Below are 23104 nucleotides of genomic sequence, written 5' to 3'. Positions count from 1 at the left end.
CGTTTAGCGGAATCATGACAAAACGCCGACGCATTCGCTCGGCCGAGAAAACACTCGGCACGTCGCCCGGGACCCTGCTGTACGTAGGCGACGATATTGAACACGCCACCCGGGTCCGGCGTATCGACTACAACGCCGACGAGTACCGGATCGACGACGATGCCCGGCTGGGTAACTGCCGGGTGCCCGACCAGAGCACCCCGCTGATCAACTGGGTCGATGTCGACGGCATTCACGAACCACAGGTGGTAGCGGCCATCGGGAAGCAGTACCACCTGCACCCGCTGCTGCTCGAAGACGTGGTCAATACCGACCAGAAGCCCAAGATCGAATTTTACGACCAGACCTCCGACAACGGCACCCTGCCCGGCAGCGGACCGGTGGTGTTTGCCACCCTGAAAATGCTGCACCACAACCGGCAGCATCAGGAAATCGACATCGAACACGTTAGCCTGGTGCTGGGCAGCAACTACCTGGTGTCGTTTCAGGAGGAGCGTACGCAGGATATCTTCGAGCCGGTGATCGACCGCATCAAGGCATCGGCGGGCAAAACCCGGCGCAGCGGACCCGATTATCTGTTCTACGCCCTGATGGATATCATTGTCGACCACTATGCCGTCATTACCGAGCGCATTGGCGAGCGGATGGACGAGCTGGAAGAAGAAATCGTGGGCGAACGCGCCAGCCAGCAGACCCTGGCGTCGCTCTATCAGCTCAAGCGCGAACTGGCCCACATCCGTCGGGTTGTTTTTCCCACGCGCGATATCGTCGGGGCGCTCATGCGCGAGGAATCGGAGCTGATCAAGCCGACCACACTGCCTTACCTGCGCGACCTGAACGACCACATCAGCCAGAACATCGAAACGCTCGACTCGTACCGCGATATGGTGGCGGGCCTGATGGACGTGTATTACTCCATCGTGAGCAACCGCATGAACTCGGTCATGAAAACGCTGACCATCGTGTCGGCCATTTTTATTCCGCTCACCTTTATTGTGGGGGTCTATGGCATGAACTTCGATTACATGCCCGAACTGAAAAGTCCGCACGGCTATTACTACACCTGGGGCACCATGGTTTTTATTGCGGTGGCCGAGGTCATTTACTTTAAACGGCGCGGCTGGATGTAGCCTTCCCGACGGCTGCGGCCCGCCCCGCACACGCGTATGCAGACATTACCCGCTCAGCAGCTGCGGCCGCACTGGCTCACCGATTCCCGGCAGGCCATTGGCGACGCCGGCCAGGCTGTTTTCTTCGCCATCCGGGGCGACCACCACGACGGCCACGCCTACATCGACGACCTCTACGACCGGGGGGTGCGGCAGTTTGTGGTCGAGCGCACCGCTCTCACGCCCGAGCGCCGGGCCGGGCTGGCGCGGCTGACCGAGGCCGAAATCATCGAAACCGACAGCAGTCTGGCGCTGCTCCAGCGGCTGGCCGCCGACCACCGGGCGGCTTTCAGCATACCGGTGGTCGGCATTACGGGCAGCAACGGCAAAACCATCGTGAAGGAGTGGCTGGCGCAGCTGCTCGCCGATGCGTTCAGCGTTGTTAAAAGTCCCAAAAGCTACAACTCCCAGCTGGGGGTACCGTTGTCGGTGCGGGAGCTGGGAGGGCGCCACACGCTGGCGATCTTCGAAGCAGGTATCTCGCGGCCCCACGAGATGCAGACGCTGGAACCCATCATCCGCCCGACGCTGGGTATCTTTACCAACATTGGCCCTGCCCACGACGAGGGGTTCCGGAGCCGCAAACAGAAAATTGCCGAGAAACTGCGCTTGTTTCAGCATGCCGACACGCTGATCTACTGCGCCGACCAGACCGAAGTCGACGAAGAAGTGCGGTTGTTGCTGACGGCTGTTAACCCCGGCCTGCAACTGATTACGTGGTCGCAAACGGGCCGCCCGGCCACCTGGCAGGCTACCCGCAGCGGTACCCGGCTCACGCTCACCCCAACCGACAGGCCGGATGGGGCGCTGCAGCTCGAACTGCCTTTTACCGATTCCGCTTCCGTCGAGAACCTGCTGCACTGCCTGGTAGCCGTGCAGGTGCTGCACCCGCTCGCGCCCGACGCGCTGCGGCAGGCTCTGAAACGGCTCCGGCCGGTGTCGATGCGGCTCGAACAGAAGGAAGGCGTAGGCAACAGTGTGCTGATCGACGACTCGTACAGCAACGACCTGGCGGGCCTGCAGCTGGCCCTGCGGTTTACGACCCAGCAGCGTACCCGCGACCGGCTGGCGCTGGTGCTGTCGGATGTGCTGCAGTCGGGGCAGCGGGCCGACGACCTCTACGGTCAGATTGCGGCCCTCGTGCGCGACATGGGCGTTACTACGTTTATCGGCGTCGGGCCGGTGCTGGCGGCTCATCGGGCGCTGTTTCCGGCTGACAGCCTGTTTTACCCCACCACCGAGGCCCTGCTGACCGATCTGCCGCTCGACCGGCTGCGCGACAGTCTGGTGTTGGTGAAGGGAGCGCGGACCTTCGGCTTTGAGCGGATTGTGGCGCGGCTGGAGAGGAAAGTGCACGGCACGCGGCTCGAAATCGATCTCGATGCGCTGACCCACAACCTCAATTACTATCGCGAAAAAGTGGGGCTGGCCACCAAGATCATGGTGATGGTGAAAGCCTTCGCGTATGGTAGTGGCAGTGCCGAGGTGGCCCAGCTGCTGCAGTTCCACCGGGTCGATTACCTGGCCGTGGCCTATGCCGATGAGGGCGTAGTGCTGCGCCAGCACGGCATTACGCTGCCCATCATGGTCATGAACCCATCGCCCGAAACGTTCACGACCCTGCTCGACTATGGGCTCCAGCCCGAAATCTACAGTTTGCCGCTGCTCCACGACTGGGGGTACTTTGCCGCCCGGGCGGGTGGCCCGGTGCCGGCCCTGCACCTGAAAATCGACACGGGTATGCACCGGCTCGGCTTCCTGGCCGACGAGCTGCCCGAGCTGATCGCTTACCTCAACGAACATACCGATCTGCGGGTCGAAACGGTGTTCAGCCACCTGGTAGGGGCCGATGAAGCCCGGTTCAACGCGTTTTCGCAGCAGCAATACGAACTGTTCGTACGTTGTACCGACCGCCTGCGCGAAGGGCTTGGCTACCAGCCCACGCGGCACCTGCTCAACTCGGCCGGCATTGTGCGCTTTCCCGACTATCGGCTCGACATGGTCCGGCTGGGTATTGGTCTCTATGGCGTCGAAGCCAGCGGCATCGACCGGGGAGCCGTGCGGCCCGTCGGCACGCTCAAAACGGTGGTGAGCCAGGTGAAGGTGGTGCCCGAGGGTGAATCGGTGGGCTACAGCCGGCGGGGGCGGCTCGATCATACGGCGCAGATTGCCACGCTGGCTATCGGTTACGCCGACGGTTTCGACCGGCGGCTGGGCAACGGCGTGGGCTGGGTCTGGATCAATGGCCACCGCTGCCCCACGGTGGGCAACGTGTGCATGGATATGACCATGGTCGACGTAACGGGCGTGGCCGTTCGGGCGGGCGACGACGCTCTGATCTTCGGGGTCGATCAGCCCATTACGGAACTGGCCCGGGTGATCGGTACCATTCCCTACGAACTGCTGACCGGCGTCAGCGAGCGGGTCAAGCGGGTGTTTTTCATGTAGCCCGCGCCGGCAGCGGTAAAAAAAAAGCGGGCGATGGCAGCACCAGGGCTCAGCAGCACTTGTGTTGGCATCGTCCGCATCATGAAGTCGATCGGGCCGATTGCTTCGTCAGGGCTTTTTGGCCTTCACCGCTTCCACGTTTTTCTTGCGGTTGTCGAGCTCCGTCAGGGCATTGGCCTGTTCGGTCTTGTTGGTTTCGATATCTTTTTTCAGCTGTTCCAGCTCTTTGGCATTGTCGTCGATTCGCTTCAGCAGCCGCTCTTTCTCCTTGGCGTTCTGCTCGATGTCGCGCTGCAGGCGCTCGCCGTTTTTGACGAGCTTCTGGTGGTTTTTCTGCGCTTCGTCGAAACCGCCCTGGGCCACCCGCACTTCCTCGTTGAAGCGGGCGGTGCCGGCGAAGTCATTCAGCAGTTTTTCGGCGGCCGCATAGCCCGGCGCCCCGGTTGTCAGAAACGTACCGTTGCCCAGATCGTAAGCCACAAAGATCGTCGCCGAGTTGCGCGCCGTTTTGACGGTGCTCATCAGGTTGATGGGCTCGGGCGAAACGTCTTTAATATCGGCATTGGTAACGCGGTAGATACCGCGCGAAGCCGTTACCCGGCCGTACTGGCGCAGCTGGGATTCCCACTCTTTCTCAATCTGGCGTCCGTCGCCGGTCAGGGTCAGAAACAGGCCCTGCGCCTTCGTTTTTTCGACGGTGCTTTCGCCGGCATAAACAGTCTGGGCCCGCGTGTTCAGGGGGAGCAGGCTGCACCCCAGCAGCAGGAAAAACAAAACTCGGTTCATGGTCGTGTACGGTTTAAACGGGGTCGGCTCTCAGGACGACGGCCGGCCGCAAAGGTAACCCGTCGACCGGTGATTTCGTGCCGGTCTTAAACAGCAACAGGACAGCCGGAGCCGTCCTGTTGTCGTATGGGCAGGGTTGGTGCCGTTAGCGCGCCAGAGCCGCGTTGGCGTCGAGCCGGCCGCCGGTAACCGTTTTGCCGGCCAGCGAGGGAGTCGGTACGGCGCTCGACAGGATGGCGTTGCGGATCTGGGCAACGGTAGCGCCGGGGTGCGTCGAGGCATACAGCGCCACGGCACCCGTTACGTGGGGCGTCGCCATCGACGTACCATTGTACGACGAGTAGGTGTTGAAGGCCGTGGTCGAGTTGATGGCTACGCCGGGCGCGCCGATGTCGACGGTGGTCGCGCCGTATTGGGAGAAGCTGGCCAGGGCGCCCGTTTTATCGATGGCCGCCACCGCAATCACGTTCGGCAGGTCGTAGTTGGCCGGGTAGCTGGCCGTTACATCGTTGTTGGTGCCGCTGTTGCCGGCAGCCGCAATAAACAGGATGCCAGCGTTGTTGGCCCGGCTGATGGCATCATAAAGCGCCTGCGAATAACCGCCACCGCCCCACGAGTTGTTGCTGGCCACCACGTTCAGTCCTTTGAGTTTCAGGTTGGTCAGGTAATCGACGGCCTTGACGGCGTTGGCGGTGGTACCGCCGTTGCTGCCCAGAAACTTGGCCGAGATCAGGGTAACTTTCCAGTTCAGCCCTACAACACCCTGGTTGTCGGCTTTGCCGCCGATGGTGCCCGCTACGTGGGTGCCGTGGTCGTCGAGCCGGCCGTTGGTGCCGCCATCGTAAATGGTGCGGTCGTTGTTGGCAAAGTCCCAGCCGTTGCTGTCGTCGATCAAGCCGTTTCTGTCGTTGTCAACCTTGTCGACGGGGTCCGATGGATTGGTCCAGACCTGACCGGCCAGGTCGGGGTGGGTCAGCTGAACACCTTCATCGATGATGCCGATATACACGTTGGTCGAGCCCGTCACGCCGGCCGCCCAGGCGGCTGCGGCATTACTGCCAAAGGCGTTGGCCGGTGAGGTGTTGGGGCCGTACATGCCCCAGAGCGATCCGTTGGTGAAAAGCGGATCGACGGCCGTTGCGGTGTGTTCATAGATGTAGTTTGGTTCGGCAAACTCAACACCGGGCATACCCTGTAACTCGTTTATGGCTTCCAGTATATTTTTGTTTACCTTAACGCGCAGAAGGCCTTCTTTTCGACCAGCCTTCTCCATGAGCTTGGTCAGGATCTTCTCGAGCGACTGGCCCTGTACCTTGTCGAGCGCGTTCTGTTTCTGGTCGTCGGTGACGTTATCGGCAAACTGAAGCAAAAGCTCGCCATCGACAAATTTGCTGTTGGCCGATACCCGGGCGCTGCCGCTGGGTGTCAGCTGTGCATCCGGATCGACGGGCTGACAGCTGGTGAGGGCCAGACCGGCCGAGAGGGCGAGGAGTGCCGACAGCCGAACTGCCGACATGTAGTAATTACGCATAGGTAGATTAAGTAGAGATTAAAACTTCCTAAACGTAAAAATTTAATATCAAAAAAAATATACTGGACGGTATATTTTTTTGCGAAAAGGCTAATACGGCGTAGAAACTAGGGTGTATTCCGCTCATCAACGCACCGAACTCTTCGGTAAATACGGGGTGGTACTGCCTGAAAAGTCTTACTTTTTTGCCGCCCGGCGGCCCAGCCACCCGATGCCGTTGAGGATAAGCCTGTTCTGGGCTGGGCTGCTGAACGTCGACGACAGGGCCCGCCGGCTGTTGTGCTCGTAGTCGATATCGTTGTGTCCCATGTTTACATACAGCATTCGGTAGCGCCGGTTGGTCCAGACCACCGGGTAGTCGCCCTGGTGCCATATTTCGTGGGCTTTGGGACCGGTGCCGAGCGGGAAACTGCTGGGGTCGATCGAGAGCAGCACCCTGATGTCGGGGTTCTGGCGCAAATCGTTTTGCCAGCGGTACCATTCGTTGGGAGCAGCACGCAGCGTATCGGCGAGACCCTGCGTAACCGGGTGCCGGTGGGTGTCGATTCGCAGGGTAGCTGCCGTGGGGCGCCAGGTGTTGCCGCTGTACTGGCCCGAGCCCAGAAACTGCTGGTGGTACCAGTTCCAGTTTTGCGGGTAGGCCGATGGGGTCAGGGCAAAGGCCGAGAAGTGGAAGCCCAGCCAGCCGCCCCCCCGCTGCATGTAGGCCTCGAACGCTGCGCGCTGCGCGGGGGCTTCGGGTCGGCTGTCGAGAAAAACAACGACCTGGTAGCGGCTCAGAAAAGCCGCGTTCAGATTGGCCCAGTTGCTGGTCGAATCATAGGTGAAGTTATGGGCAGGGCCCTGCGCGGCCAGCCACCGGTTGGCTTCGTGCACAAAATCGATGTGAGCCTGATCCTGCCGGGCCGTGAAAAATCCGATCACCCGAACGGGGGCGTGCCGGGGCTGTGCCGAGGTCAGGGCCGACAGGCCGAACAGCAGCCAGCCCAGCCACAGCCGGACGTCAATACTGCGCATACATCATGAGAGAAACTGGCTCCGGCCTCGCAGCGACACCAGAACCGGGATTGGAAACCTGTAGGCCGTAAACGCACCAGCGCGGTATATATACCCGCCAGGCCCATAGACAATGGCGATTCAGGGCAGCATTGCCGAAACAAAAGGGGGCTTTTCGGGGTCAGGTACATAGCCGGTGTCGGACTGGGGGTCTGAACAGACCGCTGCTCAGTGCGCAGTCAACCGGTGTCACCCGCAACGTTATACTGCCATGAACCGCTTCGTCGTCCTGCTGTTGCTGCCCATGTCGGTGGCCATTGCCCAGACCAAACCTGCCCAGCCAACGCCCCCCGCCATCGTGTCGGCCGTGGCGGGCATTACGGGTAAACAGTTTGAACCCGACACGGCCTACGCGGCCCTGACCGACGAGGATCGGGTTATTCTGGCCAGAGAGCCCATTGCCAACTGGGGGCTTCCCCAGACGGGGAGCCCGGCAATGCAGTACTATAACCTGATTGTTGGCACCCGGTCTTACCAGCTGGTGGTAGTGAAATCGCCCAAAACGGAATTTCCAACCGCCACGCTGCTGCGGTTTCTGACGCCCAAGTCGAAGCCCGAGCCCATTGCCCGTGGTACGCTGAAACCCAAAACCGAACCCAGGGCCAACTAGGGCCAGCCCTTACTGATCGACCTTGTGGGTCAGCAGCAATCGCCTGTCGCCGTTGAGCAGGGTAGTGGCAAACGCGTAGGTGTCGCCCCCCTCAGCCAGCGCTAGTTTCTTCCGCAGATCGGCCACCGTCTGCGGAAAATTCCGTACGGTCAGATTGGCTTTCAGGCCCGGCAGCAGCGTCGACAGCGCCTTCCGGTCGGGTTTGCTGATCTGATCAACCCGAAATACCCGCCCCGGAAAACCGGCGACCCGGTCGGGGCTCGTGTAGAGATGACTGTTGGGCGCCAGCTTGGTCAGGCCAAAGCGCTGCCCCACCAGCCGGAACGCGCCGGCTTTGAGCACGGCGGCATTCGGCTCGTAGAGAAAGGCCTGCGGATCGCCGAAGGAAACCTCGGCGGTCGTCTCGTCGGCCCAGTTGTAAGCCAGGGTCTGCACCCCATCGGGCAGCAGGTTGACGGCGACCATGGCCGGCCCACCGGGCGGTGTCGGCGTGCGCTGGCAAACGAGCAGCACCTCGCGCACTTCGCCCCCCACCGCAACCACATGCACCGCAGCCGGATCCAGCTGCCGGATGGTCTGCTTCAGATCGATCATGGGCGATACCTTCACCAGCAGCCGGGGGCTTCTGGCCAGCAACCGGCCCCTGTAAGTCAGCAGATTGGGTTCATACTCGTCGAGCTGCACCACGCGGCCACCCTGCTCGTTGCGCCGGTGGGGGTCGAGGTACAGCCACTCGACGGGCTCGGCAAAGGTGTCGAGAAAGGCCAGGCCGTCGCCCGTTTCGATGCGCACGTTGGTGGCCCCCAGCCGGGGCAGCGTATCGGCCGCCAGCCGGGCCAGTTCGGCCTGCCGCTCCACGTAAACAACTTCCTGCATGCGCTCCGCAAAGGCCCATGCATCGACGCCCATGCCCCCCGTCAGATCGAGCAGCCGCCCGCCATTGACCAGACTGGCCTTATATCGGGCGGTAAGTTCCGACGACGCCTGCTCGACCGATAGGGCCGGCGGAAACACCAGATCGGGCCGGGCGTACCAGTGGGGAAGTTTGTGGCGGGCTTTCTGCCGGGCGGCTATCTGCGCGGCCAGCCAGCGTATATCAAGCCCGTCGGGTTGTTTGCGCAGCAGCAGCTGCCTGACATCGTCGGTGAGGTGCTGCTGGATAAAAGCCTGATCGGCGGCAGATAATAGCATAGGTGGTGTGATAAACAGGTTTTTAATCTACTTTTAATGCCGAAGCGCAGGCAGCTGCCGGGCGCTGCTCAACTGAACCACCGTATGCAACGCGTTAGTCCCCTCCGTACCTTAACCAGCTACCGGCCGGCCTGGCTCCGACAGGATTTGTCGGCCGGCCTTTCCGTCTTCTTAGTGGCCCTGCCCTTGTGCCTGGGCATTGCCCTCGCGTCGGGGGCGCCCCTGTTTTCCGGTCTGGTGGCCGGCATTGTGGGGGGTATCATCATTGGGTTTCTGTCGGGGTCGGAGGTCAGCGTGAGCGGGCCGGCGGCCGGTCTGGCCGTGATCGTGGCCGATTCCATCGCAAAAGTAGGGTCTTACAACGCATTTCTGGCGGCTGTGCTGGTGGCCGGAGCGATTCAGCTGGTGCTGGGTGTGCTGAAAGCGGGCCGGCTCAGTGGTTTCTTCCCCGACAGTGTCATCAAGGGCATGCTCTCGGCCATCGGCATCGTCATCATGCTTAAACAGATTCCGCACGCCCTGGGCCGCGACAACGACTACGAGGGCGAATTCGAGTTTCAGCAGCTGGCCGACGGCGAAAATACCCTGTCCGAAATTTACCGGGCCCTGGTTACGGCCAGTCCCGGTGCCATCGTCATCAGCCTGATCTCGCTGGCGATACTGCTGGGCTGGGAGCGGCTGGCGGGCCGCAGCAACCGGCAGTTCTTTAAAAACCTGCCGGCCGCCCTGCTGGTGGTGCTGGTGGGGGTGGGCCTCAACGAGTTGTTTCGGGTCGTACGGCCCGACTGGTACCTGGGGGGCGATACGGCCCACCAGCACATGGTCCGGATTCCGACGCTGGCTGCGGGCAAAAGCCTGCTCTCGGTGCTGGATTTTCCGGACTGGCGTGTGCTGGGCAACCCGACTATCTACGGCATCGGCACCACCATTGCGATTGTGGCCAGCCTGGAAACGCTGCTCAACCTCGAAGCCGCCGACCGGCTCGACCCGGCCCGGCGCGTGTCGTCGACCAACCAGGAGCTGATTGCGCAGGGCATCGGCAATCTGGTATCGGGGCTGATCGGGGGGCTGCCTGTTACGTCGGTCGTGGTCCGCACGTCGGCCAACATTTACGGGGGTGCCCGCACGCGGGTGTCGGCGGTGGTACATGGGCTGCTGCTGCTGGTGGCGGTGGCGGTAGGGGCCGGGCTGCTCAACCGGATCCCGCTGTCGTGCCTGGCCACGCTGCTGATTATGGTAGGCTACAAGCTGGCCAAACCCGCCGTGTTCCGGGCTGTCTATCAGAAGGGGTGGAGCCAGTTTGTGCCCTTCATGGTTACGGTCGTCAGCATTGTGTTTACCGACCTGCTGATCGGTATCGCCCTCGGTACGGTAGTGGGCCTGGGCTTCGTGCTGTACACCAATACCGAGTCGACGTTTCGGGTGGTGCGCGAGGGGCGGCAGGTGCTGATCGAGTTCGAGAAAGACCTTTACTTTCTGAGCAAACCCCGTCTGAAAGATGCCCTCAGCACGCTTCATTCGGGCGACGTGGTGGTGGTCGACGGGGCGCGGGCCACGTTTATCGACGACGACATCCGGACCATGCTCCACGACTTCCGCGAAACGGCCCGGGTGCAGGATATCACCTACGACCTGCGCAACCTGACACCGGCTGTTCGCTGAAGAAAATAGCTTATTGGCGCATTGGGCCTACCTTTGCCGCCCTATGAAACGCGCTTATTGTTTATTGGCGGGTTTGCTGGCGCTGGGTACCTGCACATCCGGCGCCCTGGCCCAGTCCGCCCGCCCGTCGATGAAGACCGACGGTATTTTCGTCGACAAACAGGGGATCATGCGCTGGCAGAAAAGCCGGCAGGAAGCCGCTTTTTTCGGCGTCAACTACACGGCTCCGTTTGCCTTTGCCTACCGGGCCCACAACACCTTCGGGCTGAATGCCGAGGCCGCCATCCGGCAGGATGTGTACCAGATTGCCCGGTTGGGGCTCGATGCTTTCCGGGTGCACGTGTGGGATACCGAAATCTCGGATTCGACGGGTAATCTGCTGGCCAACGAGCAGCTGCGGCTGTTCGATTTTCTGGTGGCCGAACTGACGAAACGGGGTATCAAAACCATCGTTACACCCATTGCGTTCTGGGGCAATGGCTACCCCGAACCCGACGAGGCTACGCCGGGTTTCTCGCACCGCTACGGAAAGGCCCGGGCCACCGTGGAGGAGGGGGCGATTCGGGCGCAGGAGCGTTACCTGGGTCAGTTTTTTCGCCACAAGAACCCCTATACCGGGCTGACCTACAGCGACGATCCGGCCATTATCGCCACCGAGATCAACAACGAGCCCACCCATAGCGGGCCAAAAACGGGGGTTACGGCCTACATCAACCGGCTGGCGGCTGCCATTCGGGCGTCGGGCTGGCGCAAGCCCGTTTTCTACAACATCAGCCAGAACCCCACTTACGCCGATGCCGTGGCCAACGCGGCCGTCGACGGGGTAAGCTTTCAGTGGTACCCAACGGGGCTGGTGGCCGGGCGGGCCCTGCGGGGCAATTTGCTGCCCAATGTCGACCGCTATACCATTCCGTTCGATACCATTCCGGCGTTCCGCAACAAGGCCCGCATGATCTACGAGTTCGACGCGGGCGATGTGCTGCAGCCGGTGATGTACCCGGCCATGGCGCGCAGTTTCCGCACGGCGGGCTTTCAGTGGGCCACCCAGTTTGCCTACGACCCGACCGCCACGGCCTATGCCAACCCCGACTATCAGACGCACTACCTCAACCTGCTCTATACCCCGGCCAAGGCCATCAGCCTGCTCATTGCCGGACAGGTGTTTCATACCCAGCCCCGCCTGAAAGACTACGGCGCTTACCCGGCCAGTGCCACCTTCGCGGGGGTGCGGCTGAACCCGGCCGATTCGCTCAGCGAACTGAACCGGCCCGACCGGTTCTATTACACCAACACCACAACCGCGCAGCCGGTGCAGCCCGCCGGGCTCCGGCACCTGGCCGGGGTAGGTAGCTCGCCCGTAGCCCGATACACCGGACTGGGTGCCTATTTTCTGGATAAACTGGCCGACGGAATCTGGCGGCTGGAAGTGCTGCCCGACGCCGTTACGCTGCGCGACCCGTTTGCGCGGCCGTCGCTGGGGCGGGAAGTGACCCGACTGGTGTGGCGCGACCAGACACTGCGCCTGGGCCTGGCCGATCTGGGCGATGCCTTTTCGCTGACTGGTATGAACGCGGGCAATACGGCCCGGCGCACGGCCTCGGGCGGGCAGGTTGTGCTGCAACCCGGCACCTACCTGCTGGTGCGGGCCGGTCTGTCGGCCGATGGCTGGACGGCCACCTCGCCAACGGAGCTGGGGCCGCTGGGCGACTTCGCGGCTCCTGCCCCGGTGGCGGGTCCCGTGCTGGTGCGGCACGATGTACCCGCATCGGTGCCGGCCGATCAATCCTGGCCGCTGGAAGCAACCGTGGTGGGCCTCGACCGTACGGCGCAGGTATCGCTGCGGATCAATCAGCTGGGCGGGTCCTACGCCACCCTGCCCATGCGGCCCGTGGATACGTACACCTACCGCGCCGACGTACCGGCCGATTTGGTGAAAGCAGGGCAGTTGCAGTACCGGGTGGTGGTGCAGCAGGCCGACAGCGTGCGGGTTTTTCCGGGTAACAAAGCCGGCAATCCGGATGCCTGGGATTACCAGCCCGACGCGCCCTGGCAGGTAGCGGTGACGCCATCGGGGGCGCCCCTGCGCCTGTACGACGCGACCACCGATCGGGCCGTTGTGCTGTTTCCCGATGACTGGCAGGGCCGGCAAAACCGCTACGTAGCCGGGCAGGAGCCGGCGCGGCTAGCCATCCAGCTCACCATGCCCAGGCCAACGCCCGATTCGTTGCTGGGTCTGCAGCTGTTTGTGGGCGATAAAATTCAGGCCGTTGGGCCCTCGGTCAGTGGCTATCAGCGCCTACGTATCCGGGGCCGGGCGGGCGAACCGGTTCGGGTGGCACTCATTAACCAGACCGGCGACTGCTATGCCCTTACGCTGACTTTGCCCGCCGACGGAACCCCCGCCGAGGTGCCCCTCAGCCGCCTGCGGCCCGACGCGGGCCTGCTGCTGCCCCGGCCGTATCCGGACTTTATGCCGCTTCGATTCCGGCCCGCAACGGCAACGCCCCTCGCGGTTGGGGCGGTCGAAAAGCTCGAAGTGACGGCCCCGGCCCGGCCGGGCAGCACACTTACCCTGGAAACGGTGGATCTGTTGCCGTAGGCGTTCAGGCCCAGGCCTGCCGCAGAAACCGGAGCCAGTTGCCGTGCATGACGTTGGCTACGTCGGCTTCGCTATAGCCCCGCTGCCGCAGCAGGTCGGGAATGGTCTGCAGATCGGCAATGGTGTCGAGGTCGTAGGGGCACTGCTCCTTGCCAAAAGCACCATCGAGGTCGGAGCCGATGCCGATGTGGTGGGCGTTACCGGCTAGCTGGCAGATGTGATCGAGGTGATCGATCATCACCGACAGCGAGCAGTTGGTGCTTTCGGGCGTCGACTGCCCGCGCACCCAGTTGGGCACCATCATCCAGGCATCGAGTGGCCCACCGATCACCGCCCCGCGGGCAATGAGTTCGCGCAGCTGGTCGTCGGTAAACTGCCGGTTGTGGTTTACCAGGGCACGGCAGTTGTGGTGACTGGCCCAGACCGGCCCGCTGAAATGGTCGAGGGCGTCGCGGAAGCTGTCGTCGCACAGGTGCGTGGCGTCGAGAATGATGTTCAGCCGCTCCATTTCGCGGAGCAGGGCGTGGCCGGCGGGCCCCATGAGCCCGGTAGCGTCGGTGCCCTGGGCGTATCGGCCGGGGCCGTAGTGGGCGGGGCCGATGGCGCGCAGCCCGTACTGATAGGCCCGTTCCACGTAGTCGACGGTTACGAGCGAATCGGCGCCTTCCAGACTCAGGATGTAGCCAATGGGTTTGTGGTTGTTGGGCGTGCCATCGGTCCAGCGGGCCACGTGGGCGTCGAGGCCCGCCCGGTCGCGAATCTGAACCATTTCGCCGGCTTCTTCCATAGTTTCGTACCAGCTGCGCTGTCCCTGGGTCTGCGCCCATGCCTGTTCGGGCGACTGCCAGCCGGGCAGCGGGTTGTCGGGGGCTACGTAGCGGGCAATCTGCGTGGCCACCACCAGGCCTACCTGGCCCCGGCGCAGGTCGGGCAGCGACACCGTACCCCGGGCGCGGTCGGGCTTGTCGGTCATGCCCCGTTCGCGCTGGCGGATCTGGTGTGCGGTTTGCCGCAGATCGCGGTTCCATTCCAGCGCGTTCATGCTGAGGTCGAGGTGGGCGTCGATGGTGAACATAAAGGGGGTTAGTTTACGGTATTTAGTTTACAGTATTCAGTCTACGGTTTACGGGGTAAGTCAGCGCTAGCACGGCCAGCCGTGTATCGAGAAAAGAGACTACGCGGTTGAAACGCAGCGAGGAGGCATATTGGTACACCCTTCCTGACGGGCGTGCCAGCCACTGAAAACCGCAGCCCGTAAACTGAAAAACCGTAAACCGAATACGCAGTTTACACGGTCAAAATCCGGTCGCGGGCGGTGGTGAACCAGGGTGCACCGATCTGGCCATCGACCACGGGATAGGTGCGTTCGTACAGCGCCACGGTCGGGCAAATGTGGTAGGGCAGGCCATACACCACATCGCCCACCTGATAGCCGTGGTTAGCACCAGCCTCGACCACCAGGTGCTCTTCGCTTTGCCCGGTAGCCTGCAGGTTGGGCGCATTGAGAAAGCGGATGCGCTGCGGCAGGGGGCTTTCGGCCGCTACCGATTTGTGGCCAATGTCGATGGTCAGGCTGGTGGGTGTGGGGAGCGAGATAATCCGCCCTACCACCAGCGCGGCCGGTTCGAACGGCTGTTCGGGCAGGCCCGTACCGTAGCCTTCGTCCCAGTAGACAAACGTGCCGGGGCTGGCCACCACGTCGGGGCGCTGGCTATGAATCGGAAAGGTGGGGCTGCCGCCGGCCACAATTACCGGCTCGTAGCCCCGCCCCCGCAGCAGCTCACGCAGGTGGGCAACGGGCGCAAAAGCCGCGTCGATCGCCACCCGACGCTGGTCGATGTCGCGGTCGCGCAGGTGCCCGTCGTAGGCGTGCAGGCCCACCGGCTGTACCCCCGGCAGCGAAGCCAGGGCTTCGTAGAGGTCGAGCACGGCCGCGTCGGGCTGGATGCCGGTGCGGTTCATACCCACGTTCAGGTCGACGTAGACCGGCACGATGGCCCCCGCCCGCTGGGCCCGGTCGGAGAGGGCCTGCGCCGTGGCGAGGTTGTCGACCAGGCACGAAAACAGGGTGTTGGGGTAGGTGTCGATGAGCTGTAACAGCCGGTCCTGCTTGGGGGGCATGGGCTGGTAAGCCAGCAGCACATCGGGCGCGCCGGCGCGGGCCAGCATCTCGGCTTCGGCAATGGTGGCGCATTTAAATTGAGTCAGGCCCGCATCGAGCAGCAGCCGGGTCACCTCGGGCGACTTATGGGTTTTGACGTGGGGGCGCAGCCGGCGCGTATCGCCCCCAACGGCCCCCAGCAACCGGTCGATGTTGCGCCGGACGCGATCGGGGTAAACCACAAGGGCGGGCGTGTCGAGCGCGTCGACGTTGGTAATCGTAAACCAAGGCGTATCGGTCATGAGCAGCGGTAAAAAGCGGACCCACCCGCCGGCGGGTCCGGTTAGCATCCTTAAACCAGTTCGAACAGGGCTTCGATTTCGACGGGGATGTTGTCGGGTAGCGAGCCGAAGCCCACCGCCGATCGTACGCCGATGCCGTTTTCCTCGCCCCATACCTGGGCAAACAGTTCGCTGCAGCCGTTGATGATATAGGGGTGACGCTCGAAATCGGGTGTACAGTTGACCATACCCAGCACCTTGATCACGCGTTTGACGCGGTCGAGGCTGCCGAGGTGCGTCTGGATGGTCGACAGGATGGTGAGGCCCACCTGGCGGGCGGCCAGCTTGCCCTGTTCCATGTCCATATCGGCGGGGTTGGCCGGCGTGCCGATCCGACCTATAATCAGGCTTTTATCGTCCTGCACGGGACCGTGGCCCGACACATACAGGTAGCGGCCGTCGATCAGGTAGGGCTTATAAACGCCCAGCGGACGGGGCGCGGGGGGCAGGCTGAGGTTGAGTTGCGCAAAAGCCGCTTCGGGCGAGAGGAGGTCGGTAGACATGATTACAGTTGATGGTTTTCAGTGTACGGTATTCGGTATACGGTCGTCAGCACAAACTGAAACCGGTAAACTGAAAACCGTAAACCAGCTTAGAGAACTAAATTAAACAGCAGTACGCCCGCCAGACCCACCACGGCGACGATCGTTTCCATGAGCGACCACGATCGGATGGTGTCTTTGAGGCTAAGGTTGAAATATTCTTTAAAGAGCCAGAAGCCCGGGTCGTTGACGTGCGAAAACATCAGGCTGCCCGCCCCGATGGCAATCACCATCAGGTTGGGATCGACGTGCTGCTGGGCTACCACGGGGGCAATGATGCCGGCAGCCGTCAGGCCAGCTACCGTTGCCGAGCCCAGACATACCCGAATAATGGCCGCAATGAGCCAGCCCAGTACCAGCGGAGGCATCGACCAGGTCTGCATCCGGGTGGCCAGCTCCTGGCTGATGCCACTGTCGGCCAGTACCTGCTTCAGCGCCCCGGCCCCGGCAATGATGAGCAGAATCATGGCCACGTCTTTGGCGGCTTCTTCATACACCCGCATCACCTGCGGCACCGATCGGCCGTTGGCCAGACCCAGGCTCACCGTGGCTACCGCCACCGAGATGAGCATCACCACACCCGGATCGCCCACGAAGGCCGTTGCCTGCTGGATCGACGGGCTGGCCGGGAAGCCGAGTTTGAGCAGCGTGGTCAGAGCCAGCAGCACCACTGGCAGCAGGGCCGTCAGGAAACTATTGGCCGCCCCCGGCAGCTCGTCGACGGGGCGGGTTTTGCCGGCAAAGGTGTCCAGCGGCTCCGACCGGATGCCCTTAAGCGTCTGGGCAAATACCGGACCCGCCAGTATAATGGTCGGGATGGCGATGGCCAGGCCGTAGAGCAGCGTCAGCCCCATGTTGGCGCCGAACTGCGCTACCAGGGCCGCCGGCGACGGATGGGGCGGCAGAAAGCCGTGGGCCACCGACAGCGACGCCAGCATGGGCAAACCCAGGTACACGGCCGGGAGCCGGTACTGATACACAACTGAAAAGATCAGGGGCACCATCAGCACGAAACCAACATTATAGAAAAGCGGAATGCCAATGATGAAGCCCGTGCAGACCAGTCCCCACTGGATGTAGCGCTGACCAAACAAACCCATCATTACGTTGGCGATGCGCTGGGCCGCGCCACTCTCGGCCACCAGCTTACCCAGCATGGCGCCCAGGGCAATCACCGCCACCAGCGAGCCCAGGGTGTCGCCGATGCCTTTCTGCACCGATTTGGCCACGTCGGTCAGGGGCAGGCCCAGCAGCCCGCCGGCCAGCAGCGAGACGACCAGGAACGCCAGAAACGGGTTTACTTTTACCCAGGAAATCAGTAATACGAGCAGCAGGACGCAGCAACCAATGAGCAGGAGCGACATAACAGAAACAGATTGACAGAAGGGTTCAGGATGGCGTCGGTATCGACGTTGCGGCCGCAATGATACCGAAACCCGTCGCTAAAAACGCAGGCTTTCGGTTACTCCAGCCGGAGTTTGCTGATCTTCTGGGTATTGCCGTCGATTTTAAGCCCGTCCTGAATCAGAATGGCGCGGTACTCGATTTCGTCGTAAGGCGCCAGACCGGCGGGCGGGAGCGTCAGCTGATGGCTGCCCGTGGTGCTAACCGGGTAAACGGGTGTGGCGGTCCAGGGCTGGTTGAACGACTCCTCGAGTGAGCTCTGCACGGGGCGGTATTCGAAGCCCAGCTGGGCCGACTTGCCGTTGCCCAGTTTCACCACCTCGGCCGTGAGTTTCAGCGCCCCGTCGGGCTGCCTGACGGCACTGACCGTTCGGAACTGGGCGGGCTCGAGGGCGGGTTCGACCCCCGTCAGTTTGATGACGATGGGGTTGGGCCACTTGTGGTTGTTGTAGATACGCTGCGCCCGTACCACCGAGATTTTGAGGCCGTCGGGCGTTTGTTCGAAGCGGGCCGTACCGTCGTTGGCGGGCTGGTACTCGACCACGTGGCCGGTCTGGCCCAGCACCTCGATCCGGGTGTTGGGTGTTGCCCTGACCGAGCGGATCAGCAACTCCCGGCGCTGCCCGCGGGGCCACTCGGGCCGGTTGGTGAGGTAGGCAAACACGGTGGGATCGGTTTTGTGGCGCGTCAGCCAGATGTCGCCTTCGTTCCGCACGATCCAGGGCCGCACGTCATGTACGGCTTCGTGGTTGATAAAGTGCCAGGCCCCGATTTCCATGAGCCGGCCCATCTGGCCTTCGTTGAGGCTGCCCCACTGCGTAGGGCCAATGTTGAGCAGGTAGGAGCCCCCCTTGGCCCGCGACTCGATCAGAAAATTGATGAGCTCGGTGCCCGACTTGTAGTGATCGTTGGTGGGCTTGTAGTTCCAGGCCGTACCCATGGTCATGTTGCTTTCCCAGGCCGAACTAAGCGTTTCGCCGGGCAGGTATTGCTCGGGCGTTTGCAGCACCCCCCGCGTAATGAGGCAGTTGGGCTGGTATTTCCAGACCGTGGCTTTCACTTCCTCGCGCAGCACGTCGCTGTCGATAAAGAACAGGTCGACGGGCCCGTATTGGGTCATCAGCTCTTTACACTGGGCTTCCACGAAGGTCTTGTAGGTCGCCTGAAACGGTTTAGCTTTAGCCCAGTGGTCGTCGCGGGTAATGTCTTTCATGCCGTTGCGATACGCAAACGAGAAATCTTCGGGTGAGTAATAAAAGCCCACGGCCAGACCCCACTTGCGGCAGGCCTCGACAAACTGGCGTACGATGTCTTTTTTGTAGGGCGTGTTCATTACCCCGAAATCGGTGGTTTTGGTATCCCACATGCAGAAACCGGCGTGGTGCTTGGTCGTAAACATGATGTACTTCATGCCAGCATTTTTGGCCAGAATGACCAGCCGCTCGGGGTCCCAGTCTTTGGGGTAAAAGGTCTTGGGCAGCTCATTGATGTAGCGGTCGACATAGTCGGGCGAGGCCCCCACCAGCGAGTGGCTGATAACGACACCCAGCTGCGTGTCGACGTTCCAGTGGATAAACATGCCGAAGCCGGCGTCTTTGAGCCAGGTTTCGCGCTCGGGTTTGTTGTGGTTGGCACCGATCGACTGGGCCGTGCTCCAGAGCGGGAGCAGCAGCAGCAGCGCCAGGAGCCGTGAGCGGGTAAGTGAAAAGCGTCGAAGAAAAAGCATACAGTTGTGCGTAAATCAGAAAGTAGTCTGGCGGTCGGGGGTCAGTCGACCGTGATATCGTCGAACAGCAGCCACGGCTTGCCGCCGGCACCATACTGCCCCACCGGAATAATGGGCAGGGCGGTGGCGGTAAGGCGAACGTAGCGGGCCGGCTGTGTCGTAAAAGCTGTTTCGATTGGATTGATACCATTCAGCGGAAAGCGCCGGTGCTCGCCCACGGGCCGGAACGTGACGCCGTCGGTGCTCAACAGCACGGTGAGCACCACGGGTGGCCACATCCGCTGCCAGGGGTAATTGAGTACGTGGGTGCCTACCCGCGCGACGGGCTGCACCCGGCCCAGATCGACCGTCACGGCGAAGTCGGTGCCCGGCAACCCCAGCCATTCGCCGGTATTGTAGCGGCTCGTACCGGCCACGCCATTCACGGCGCGCAGCAAACTACCCGGGCGGTAGGGCGCCAGCGGCAGCGGATCCATCGTGACGGGTTTGCCACTGGCCTTCGACAGCCGAAACGCCTGCGTGTAGCGTCGCCCCACGGCCCGCCCACCCGCAAACAGCTGCGCCTGTACGGTGCCCGACCGGCTGATGCGCAGCGGAGCGGTGTAGACCGGGCTGGTCGCGGTGGGCGTCTGGCCGCTGGTGGTGTACCGGATGGTAGCGCCGGGCCGGGTGGTGCGCAGCGTCAGGCCGATGCGCCCGTCGGCGTCGACCTGCACCGTGTCGGTCAGTTCGTCGAAGGAATCGGCGGCCTGCACATGGCGGGCCCGCAGCCGGGGCATGTGCAGCCGCAGCCGGCGCAGAAAATCGGGGTAGTGGCGCTGCGACCGCGGGCTCCAGCCGATTTCGGCCACGGCGAGCGCCCGCGGAAAAATCTGGTGTTCGGCCTGGCCGGTTGTGGGTAAGTACTCCGACCAGACGTTGCCCTGCACGCCCAGCAGGTACCGGGCTTCGTCGGCCGTGAGGCTGTCGGGCAGGGGTTCGTAGCTGTAGGTTTTGCGCAGGGGGGTATAGCCAGCCGCGGCCAGTGGCTCACCCGGGTGCAGCGACTGGTAGTAGTCGAAATACACGTGGGTTTCGGGCGTCATCACGGCGTAGTGGTGCTGCCGCATGGCGGCCACGCCCCCCGCAATGCCGCGCCAGCTCATCACGGCGGCACCGGGCGAGAGGGTCAGGGCGGGGCTGCCGCCTTCCAGAATCTCATCCCAGCCCAACAGCTGCCGGCCGCGCCGGGTCAGATGGGCATCGATGCGCCGGATAAAGTAGCGCTGCAGCTCGTGCTCATCGCGCAGGCCTTCGCGCCGGATACGGGCCTGGCAGCGGGGGCAGGTTTTCCAGCGCGTTTTGGGGCACTCGTCGCCCCCGATGTGGATGTAGCGGGACGGGAAGAGGGAGACAACCTCGTCGAGAATCTGGGTCAGTACGGTAAAGGTGCTGTCGGTGCCGGCGCAGAATACATCGTCGAAAATGCCCCAGAACGTAGCGGCCTCGTAGGGGCCGCCCGGCTGGCCGTCGGGGCGCTGGCACCCCAGTTCGGGAAAGGCACTGAGCGCAGCCAGCGCATGGCCCGGCATGTCGATTTCGGGAATAACGGTGATGTGGCGGTCGGCCGCGTAGCGTACCAGCTCGCGAATCTGATCCTGGGTGTAGTAGCCGCCGTAGCGTTTGCCGTCGAAGCGATGGGGAAGGTCTTTCTTATGGCCAATAAGCGTTTCGCGCCGGAAAGCGGCCGTTTGCTGCAGGGCCGGAAACCGGCGAATCTCGATGCGCCAGCCCTGATCGTCGGTCAGGTGCCAGTGGAAGGTATTGATCTTGTACAGAGCCAGCAGGTCGAGGTATTTCTTTAGAAAGTCGACCGAAAAAAGGTGGCGGCTCACGTCGAGCTGCATGCCCCGGTAGGCAAAGCGGGGGTAATCGTTTATCTGGCCGCAGGGCAGCCCGGCCGGCGCGGCCTGTTCGGCCAGCTGCCGCAGCGACTGGAGGCCGTAGAACAGCCCGGCCGCATCGTGGCCGGTGAGGGTCAGGTGAGTGGGGGTCAGGCGGAGCCGGTAGCCTTCGCGCTGCGGTACGGCCACCGAATCGATACCGAGCACGACAGTCGCCGACGGGCCGCCGGCCGGCCGCGACTCCAGCAGGATGGCCTGGCACAGGGCTGCCAGGGCGGGCGCTACGGTCGGGTCGGCCTGCAGCCGGGCCGCGCCCGACAGCCGGCAGTGGGCCGTGGCCGGCAGACCAGGCACCGCCCGGATGGAGACCGGCTGCGGAATCAGGGCAAAACGCGCCGATAGGGCTGGCTGGGCCCGTAAGACAGCCCAGCCAGTTCCGATCAGCACGATAGTGGATAAAACGCGTACCAGAAAATGCATGCCTGTTTATTTATCCCACCAGATTCGGGTGGTGAGCAAATTAGCACCCTGCCGGGCAACGGCCGCGCTGTACTGCGCGTTGTTGACACTTTCTTCGGTAGGGGGGTACAGCAGCCGGCGCGGTATAACGCCCCCGGTGATGTTGCCCACCACGTTGACGGGCGTTAGTTTGGGATAGCCTGTCCGGCGCCAGTTGGCAAATACCTCCTGCTCATCGGGGAAGAGCGATACCCACATCTGCGTATGAATCTGCTCCAGTTTGGCGTCGGTCGTGCCGTCGGCCGGGAAGGGGTTACGCGCCAGAAAGGCGGTTACTTTAGCCGCCGAAATGGCACCGGCCGTGGGGTTGAACAGGGCCCAGTTGGCCATGGCCGAGCGGATGCCGGCTGCGTAGGCCGTGGCCGCATCGCCCGTATACCAGCCCCGCACGGCGGCTTCGGCCAGCAGCAGGTTGGTTTCGGCCGCGGTCATCACCAGCACGGGGGCGTCGAGTTTGAGCACCGTCAGCGGGTTGGGCTCCGAGTAGGTCTTAAAGTCGGCGGGTTTCACCAGCAGCCCATTGGGCATGCCTTTCTGCAGGGCCGTGGCGGTGTCGGCGGTGGTGCCGTTCCAGACCACCGCAATCACGTTCAGGCGCGGGTCGGCGGTGTTGCGGAGCTGGTCGATAAACGTGCGGGCCAGCTTGCCCCCCTCGATGTTGTCGTTGCCGTTGGCCGCGCTGTAGTCGCTGTTGCGCAGCGACAGGGCGATGGGGTTCTTGTTGATATCCTGCCCCGACGCCAGGTAGCTGATGCGGGCCAGATCGGCATCCTGCGTGATCACGCCCCCGGCAATGGCTTTCTGCACCCAGGTTTTGGCCAGCCCGGCGTCGACCTTGGTCATGCGCATGCCGAGCCGCAACATCAGGGAGTAAGCCAGTTTCTTCCACTTGTCGATGTTGCCGCCGTAGATCAAATCGGCCGTGCCGAAGGTCGTTTTAGACGCATCGAAAGCCGCTGCCGATTGCTCCAGCTCGTTGAGCATATCGGCGTAGATTGCCGACTGGGCGTCGTATTTGGGCGTGAAAACGTTCTGGCTGTACCCTTTGGCCGCGTCGGTGTACGGAATGTCGCCGTAGAGGTCGGTGATACGGTGCATGACATACACCCGCCAGATGCGGGCCACCGAGAGGAGGTTGACCTGGCTGGGGTCGGTTGATACGGCCCGAATGACCTCCGCCGTTTCGTTGACGGCACCGGGGTAGGCGTTCTGGAAAAAGTCGTAGGGGTAGCTGCCCTGCTGGAAGTAATACTTGTCGCCGATGCCCGGCACGTCCTTGTAGGTGGCAAAGTGCTGCATCGATCCCCCGCTGGCGAGCACGCCGGTCGAGAAATAGCTGTTGCCGAGGGCGTCGAGCTGCGCTTTGGTGAACACATAGGCAGGGGTAATGGTGGTCGAGGCATCGGGGTTGACGTTGAGAGCCTCGAAGCCGTTGTCGCAGGCCGTCAGGCCCGTTGCCAGACTGGCCAGCAGCAGCAGGCGGTATCGGCGGGTATGGGAGCGTATGGTAGACATTGCGTTCAGAAGTAGGGATGG

At 62.8% G+C, this 23104-nt stretch carries 16 protein-coding genes; 5 read left to right on the top strand and 11 right to left on the bottom strand.

The window, feature by feature from the left end; genetic code table 11:
• Nucleotides 1-14: 14 nt before the first annotated feature.
• Nucleotides 15-1130 carry a magnesium/cobalt transporter CorA gene (gene corA, locus ACYVAC_RS11580; protein WP_461097833.1) on the top strand — a complete coding sequence of 372 codons (1116 nt, stop codon included), beginning with the start codon at nucleotides 15-17 and terminating at the stop codon, nucleotides 1128-1130.
• Nucleotides 1131-1166: 36 nt separating this feature from the next.
• Nucleotides 1167-3617 (top strand): bifunctional UDP-N-acetylmuramoyl-tripeptide:D-alanyl-D-alanine ligase/alanine racemase, encoded by a 2451-nt coding sequence (locus tag ACYVAC_RS11575; RefSeq protein WP_461097832.1) that lies wholly within the window; start codon nucleotides 1167-1169, stop codon nucleotides 3615-3617.
• A gap of 108 nt (nucleotides 3618-3725) precedes the next feature.
• Here ACYVAC_RS11575 and ACYVAC_RS11570 read toward each other — a convergent pair whose 3' ends face one another.
• The 3 genes from ACYVAC_RS11570 to ACYVAC_RS11560 form a co-directional block, all read right to left on the bottom strand.
• Complete coding sequence (locus tag ACYVAC_RS11570; protein WP_461097830.1) at nucleotides 3726-4403, bottom strand: hypothetical protein; 678 nt, start codon at nucleotides 4401-4403, stop codon at nucleotides 3726-3728.
• A gap of 145 nt (nucleotides 4404-4548) precedes the next feature.
• Nucleotides 4549-5934 (bottom strand): S8 family peptidase, encoded by a 1386-nt coding sequence (locus tag ACYVAC_RS11565; protein ID WP_461097828.1) that lies wholly within the window; start codon nucleotides 5932-5934, stop codon nucleotides 4549-4551.
• A 177-nt stretch (nucleotides 5935-6111) separates the two neighbouring features.
• A complete protein-coding gene (locus tag ACYVAC_RS11560) occupies nucleotides 6112-6951 on the bottom strand; it encodes a ThuA domain-containing protein (protein WP_461097827.1) in 840 nt (279 codons plus the stop codon).
• Nucleotides 6952-7201: 250 nt separating this feature from the next.
• Here ACYVAC_RS11560 and ACYVAC_RS11555 point away from each other — a divergent pair, with 250 nt between their 5' ends.
• On the top strand, nucleotides 7202-7600 hold the full coding sequence (locus ACYVAC_RS11555) for a hypothetical protein (protein ID WP_461097825.1): 399 nt from the start codon (nucleotides 7202-7204) through the stop codon (nucleotides 7598-7600).
• Nucleotides 7601-7609: 9 nt separating this feature from the next.
• On the opposite strand, the gene ACYVAC_RS11550 is transcribed toward ACYVAC_RS11555, so the two are convergent.
• The gene (locus ACYVAC_RS11550; protein WP_461097823.1) at nucleotides 7610-8791 is read right to left on the bottom strand and encodes a THUMP-like domain-containing protein; all 1182 of its coding nucleotides are present in this window, start codon (nucleotides 8789-8791) and stop codon (nucleotides 7610-7612) included.
• Nucleotides 8792-8875: 84 nt separating this feature from the next.
• Here ACYVAC_RS11550 and ACYVAC_RS11545 point away from each other — a divergent pair, with 84 nt between their 5' ends.
• Together ACYVAC_RS11545 and ACYVAC_RS11540 are read left to right on the top strand one after the other, a co-directional pair.
• Nucleotides 8876-10453, top strand: a complete 1578-nt coding sequence (locus tag ACYVAC_RS11545; protein ID WP_461097822.1) for a SulP family inorganic anion transporter — start codon at nucleotides 8876-8878, stop codon at nucleotides 10451-10453.
• A 43-nt stretch (nucleotides 10454-10496) separates the two neighbouring features.
• Nucleotides 10497-13052 carry a glycoside hydrolase 5 family protein gene (locus ACYVAC_RS11540; protein ID WP_461097821.1) on the top strand — a complete coding sequence of 852 codons (2556 nt, stop codon included), beginning with the start codon at nucleotides 10497-10499 and terminating at the stop codon, nucleotides 13050-13052.
• 4 nt (nucleotides 13053-13056) lie between these two features.
• Here the strand turns inward: ACYVAC_RS11540 and ACYVAC_RS11535 are convergent, their stop codons facing one another.
• The 7 genes from ACYVAC_RS11535 to ACYVAC_RS11505 form a co-directional block, all read right to left on the bottom strand.
• Nucleotides 13057-14127 (bottom strand): dipeptidase, encoded by a 1071-nt coding sequence (locus tag ACYVAC_RS11535; RefSeq protein WP_461097820.1) that lies wholly within the window; start codon nucleotides 14125-14127, stop codon nucleotides 13057-13059.
• Nucleotides 14128-14339: 212 nt separating this feature from the next.
• Nucleotides 14340-15455 carry a D-TA family PLP-dependent enzyme gene (locus tag ACYVAC_RS11530; protein ID WP_461097819.1) on the bottom strand — a complete coding sequence of 372 codons (1116 nt, stop codon included), beginning with the start codon at nucleotides 15453-15455 and terminating at the stop codon, nucleotides 14340-14342.
• A 50-nt stretch (nucleotides 15456-15505) separates the two neighbouring features.
• Nucleotides 15506-15997, bottom strand: coding sequence for a RidA family protein (locus ACYVAC_RS11525; protein ID WP_461097818.1), 492 nt, complete (start codon nucleotides 15995-15997; stop codon nucleotides 15506-15508).
• An 89-nt stretch (nucleotides 15998-16086) separates the two neighbouring features.
• Complete coding sequence (locus ACYVAC_RS11520; RefSeq protein ID WP_461097817.1) at nucleotides 16087-17400, bottom strand: gluconate:H+ symporter; 1314 nt, start codon at nucleotides 17398-17400, stop codon at nucleotides 16087-16089.
• 98 nt (nucleotides 17401-17498) lie between these two features.
• Entirely contained in the window at nucleotides 17499-19166 is a 1668-nt protein-coding gene (locus ACYVAC_RS11515; protein ID WP_461097816.1) for an alpha-L-fucosidase, read from the bottom strand.
• 41 nt (nucleotides 19167-19207) lie between these two features.
• Complete coding sequence (locus tag ACYVAC_RS11510) at nucleotides 19208-21529, bottom strand: glycoside hydrolase family 20 protein (RefSeq protein ID WP_461097815.1); 2322 nt, start codon at nucleotides 21527-21529, stop codon at nucleotides 19208-19210.
• Between the two features lie 6 nt (nucleotides 21530-21535).
• On the bottom strand, nucleotides 21536-23083 hold the full coding sequence (locus ACYVAC_RS11505) for a SusD/RagB family nutrient-binding outer membrane lipoprotein (RefSeq protein WP_461097814.1): 1548 nt from the start codon (nucleotides 23081-23083) through the stop codon (nucleotides 21536-21538).
• Between the last annotated feature and the right edge of the window lie 21 nt (nucleotides 23084-23104).

Source organism: Spirosoma luteolum (assembly GCF_054778875.1).
This window is presented reverse-complemented; position numbering and strand designations above follow the sequence as displayed.

Bases quoted from the DNA above. Each gene is read 5' to 3' on its own strand.
- ACYVAC_RS11550 (WP_461097823.1), bottom strand. From the start codon at position 8,791: ATGCTATTATCTGCCGCCGATCAGGCTTTTATCCAGCAGCACCTCACC.
- ACYVAC_RS11555 (WP_461097825.1), top strand. From the start codon at position 7,202: ATGAACCGCTTCGTCGTCCTGCTGTTGCTGCCCATGTCGGTGGCCATT.
- ACYVAC_RS11575 (WP_461097832.1), top strand. From the start codon at position 1,167: ATGCAGACATTACCCGCTCAGCAGCTGCGGCCGCACTGGCTCACCGAT.
- ACYVAC_RS11530 (WP_461097819.1), bottom strand. From the start codon at position 15,455: ATGACCGATACGCCTTGGTTTACGATTACCAACGTCGACGCGCTCGAC.
- ACYVAC_RS11525 (WP_461097818.1), bottom strand. From the start codon at position 15,997: ATGTCTACCGACCTCCTCTCGCCCGAAGCGGCTTTTGCGCAACTCAAC.
- ACYVAC_RS11505 (WP_461097814.1), bottom strand. From the start codon at position 23,083: ATGTCTACCATACGCTCCCATACCCGCCGATACCGCCTGCTGCTGCTG.
- ACYVAC_RS11520 (WP_461097817.1), bottom strand. From the start codon at position 17,400: ATGTCGCTCCTGCTCATTGGTTGCTGCGTCCTGCTGCTCGTATTACTG.
- ACYVAC_RS11535 (WP_461097820.1), bottom strand. From the start codon at position 14,127: ATGTTCACCATCGACGCCCACCTCGACCTCAGCATGAACGCGCTGGAA.
- ACYVAC_RS11570 (WP_461097830.1), bottom strand. From the start codon at position 4,403: ATGAACCGAGTTTTGTTTTTCCTGCTGCTGGGGTGCAGCCTGCTCCCC.
- ACYVAC_RS11565 (WP_461097828.1), bottom strand. From the start codon at position 5,934: ATGCGTAATTACTACATGTCGGCAGTTCGGCTGTCGGCACTCCTCGCC.
- ACYVAC_RS11515 (WP_461097816.1), bottom strand. From the start codon at position 19,166: ATGCTTTTTCTTCGACGCTTTTCACTTACCCGCTCACGGCTCCTGGCG.
- ACYVAC_RS11560 (WP_461097827.1), bottom strand. From the start codon at position 6,951: ATGCGCAGTATTGACGTCCGGCTGTGGCTGGGCTGGCTGCTGTTCGGC.
- ACYVAC_RS11510 (WP_461097815.1), bottom strand. From the start codon at position 21,529: ATGCATTTTCTGGTACGCGTTTTATCCACTATCGTGCTGATCGGAACT.
- ACYVAC_RS11540 (WP_461097821.1), top strand. From the start codon at position 10,497: ATGAAACGCGCTTATTGTTTATTGGCGGGTTTGCTGGCGCTGGGTACC.
- ACYVAC_RS11545 (WP_461097822.1), top strand. From the start codon at position 8,876: ATGCAACGCGTTAGTCCCCTCCGTACCTTAACCAGCTACCGGCCGGCC.
- corA (WP_461097833.1), top strand. From the start codon at position 15: ATGACAAAACGCCGACGCATTCGCTCGGCCGAGAAAACACTCGGCACG.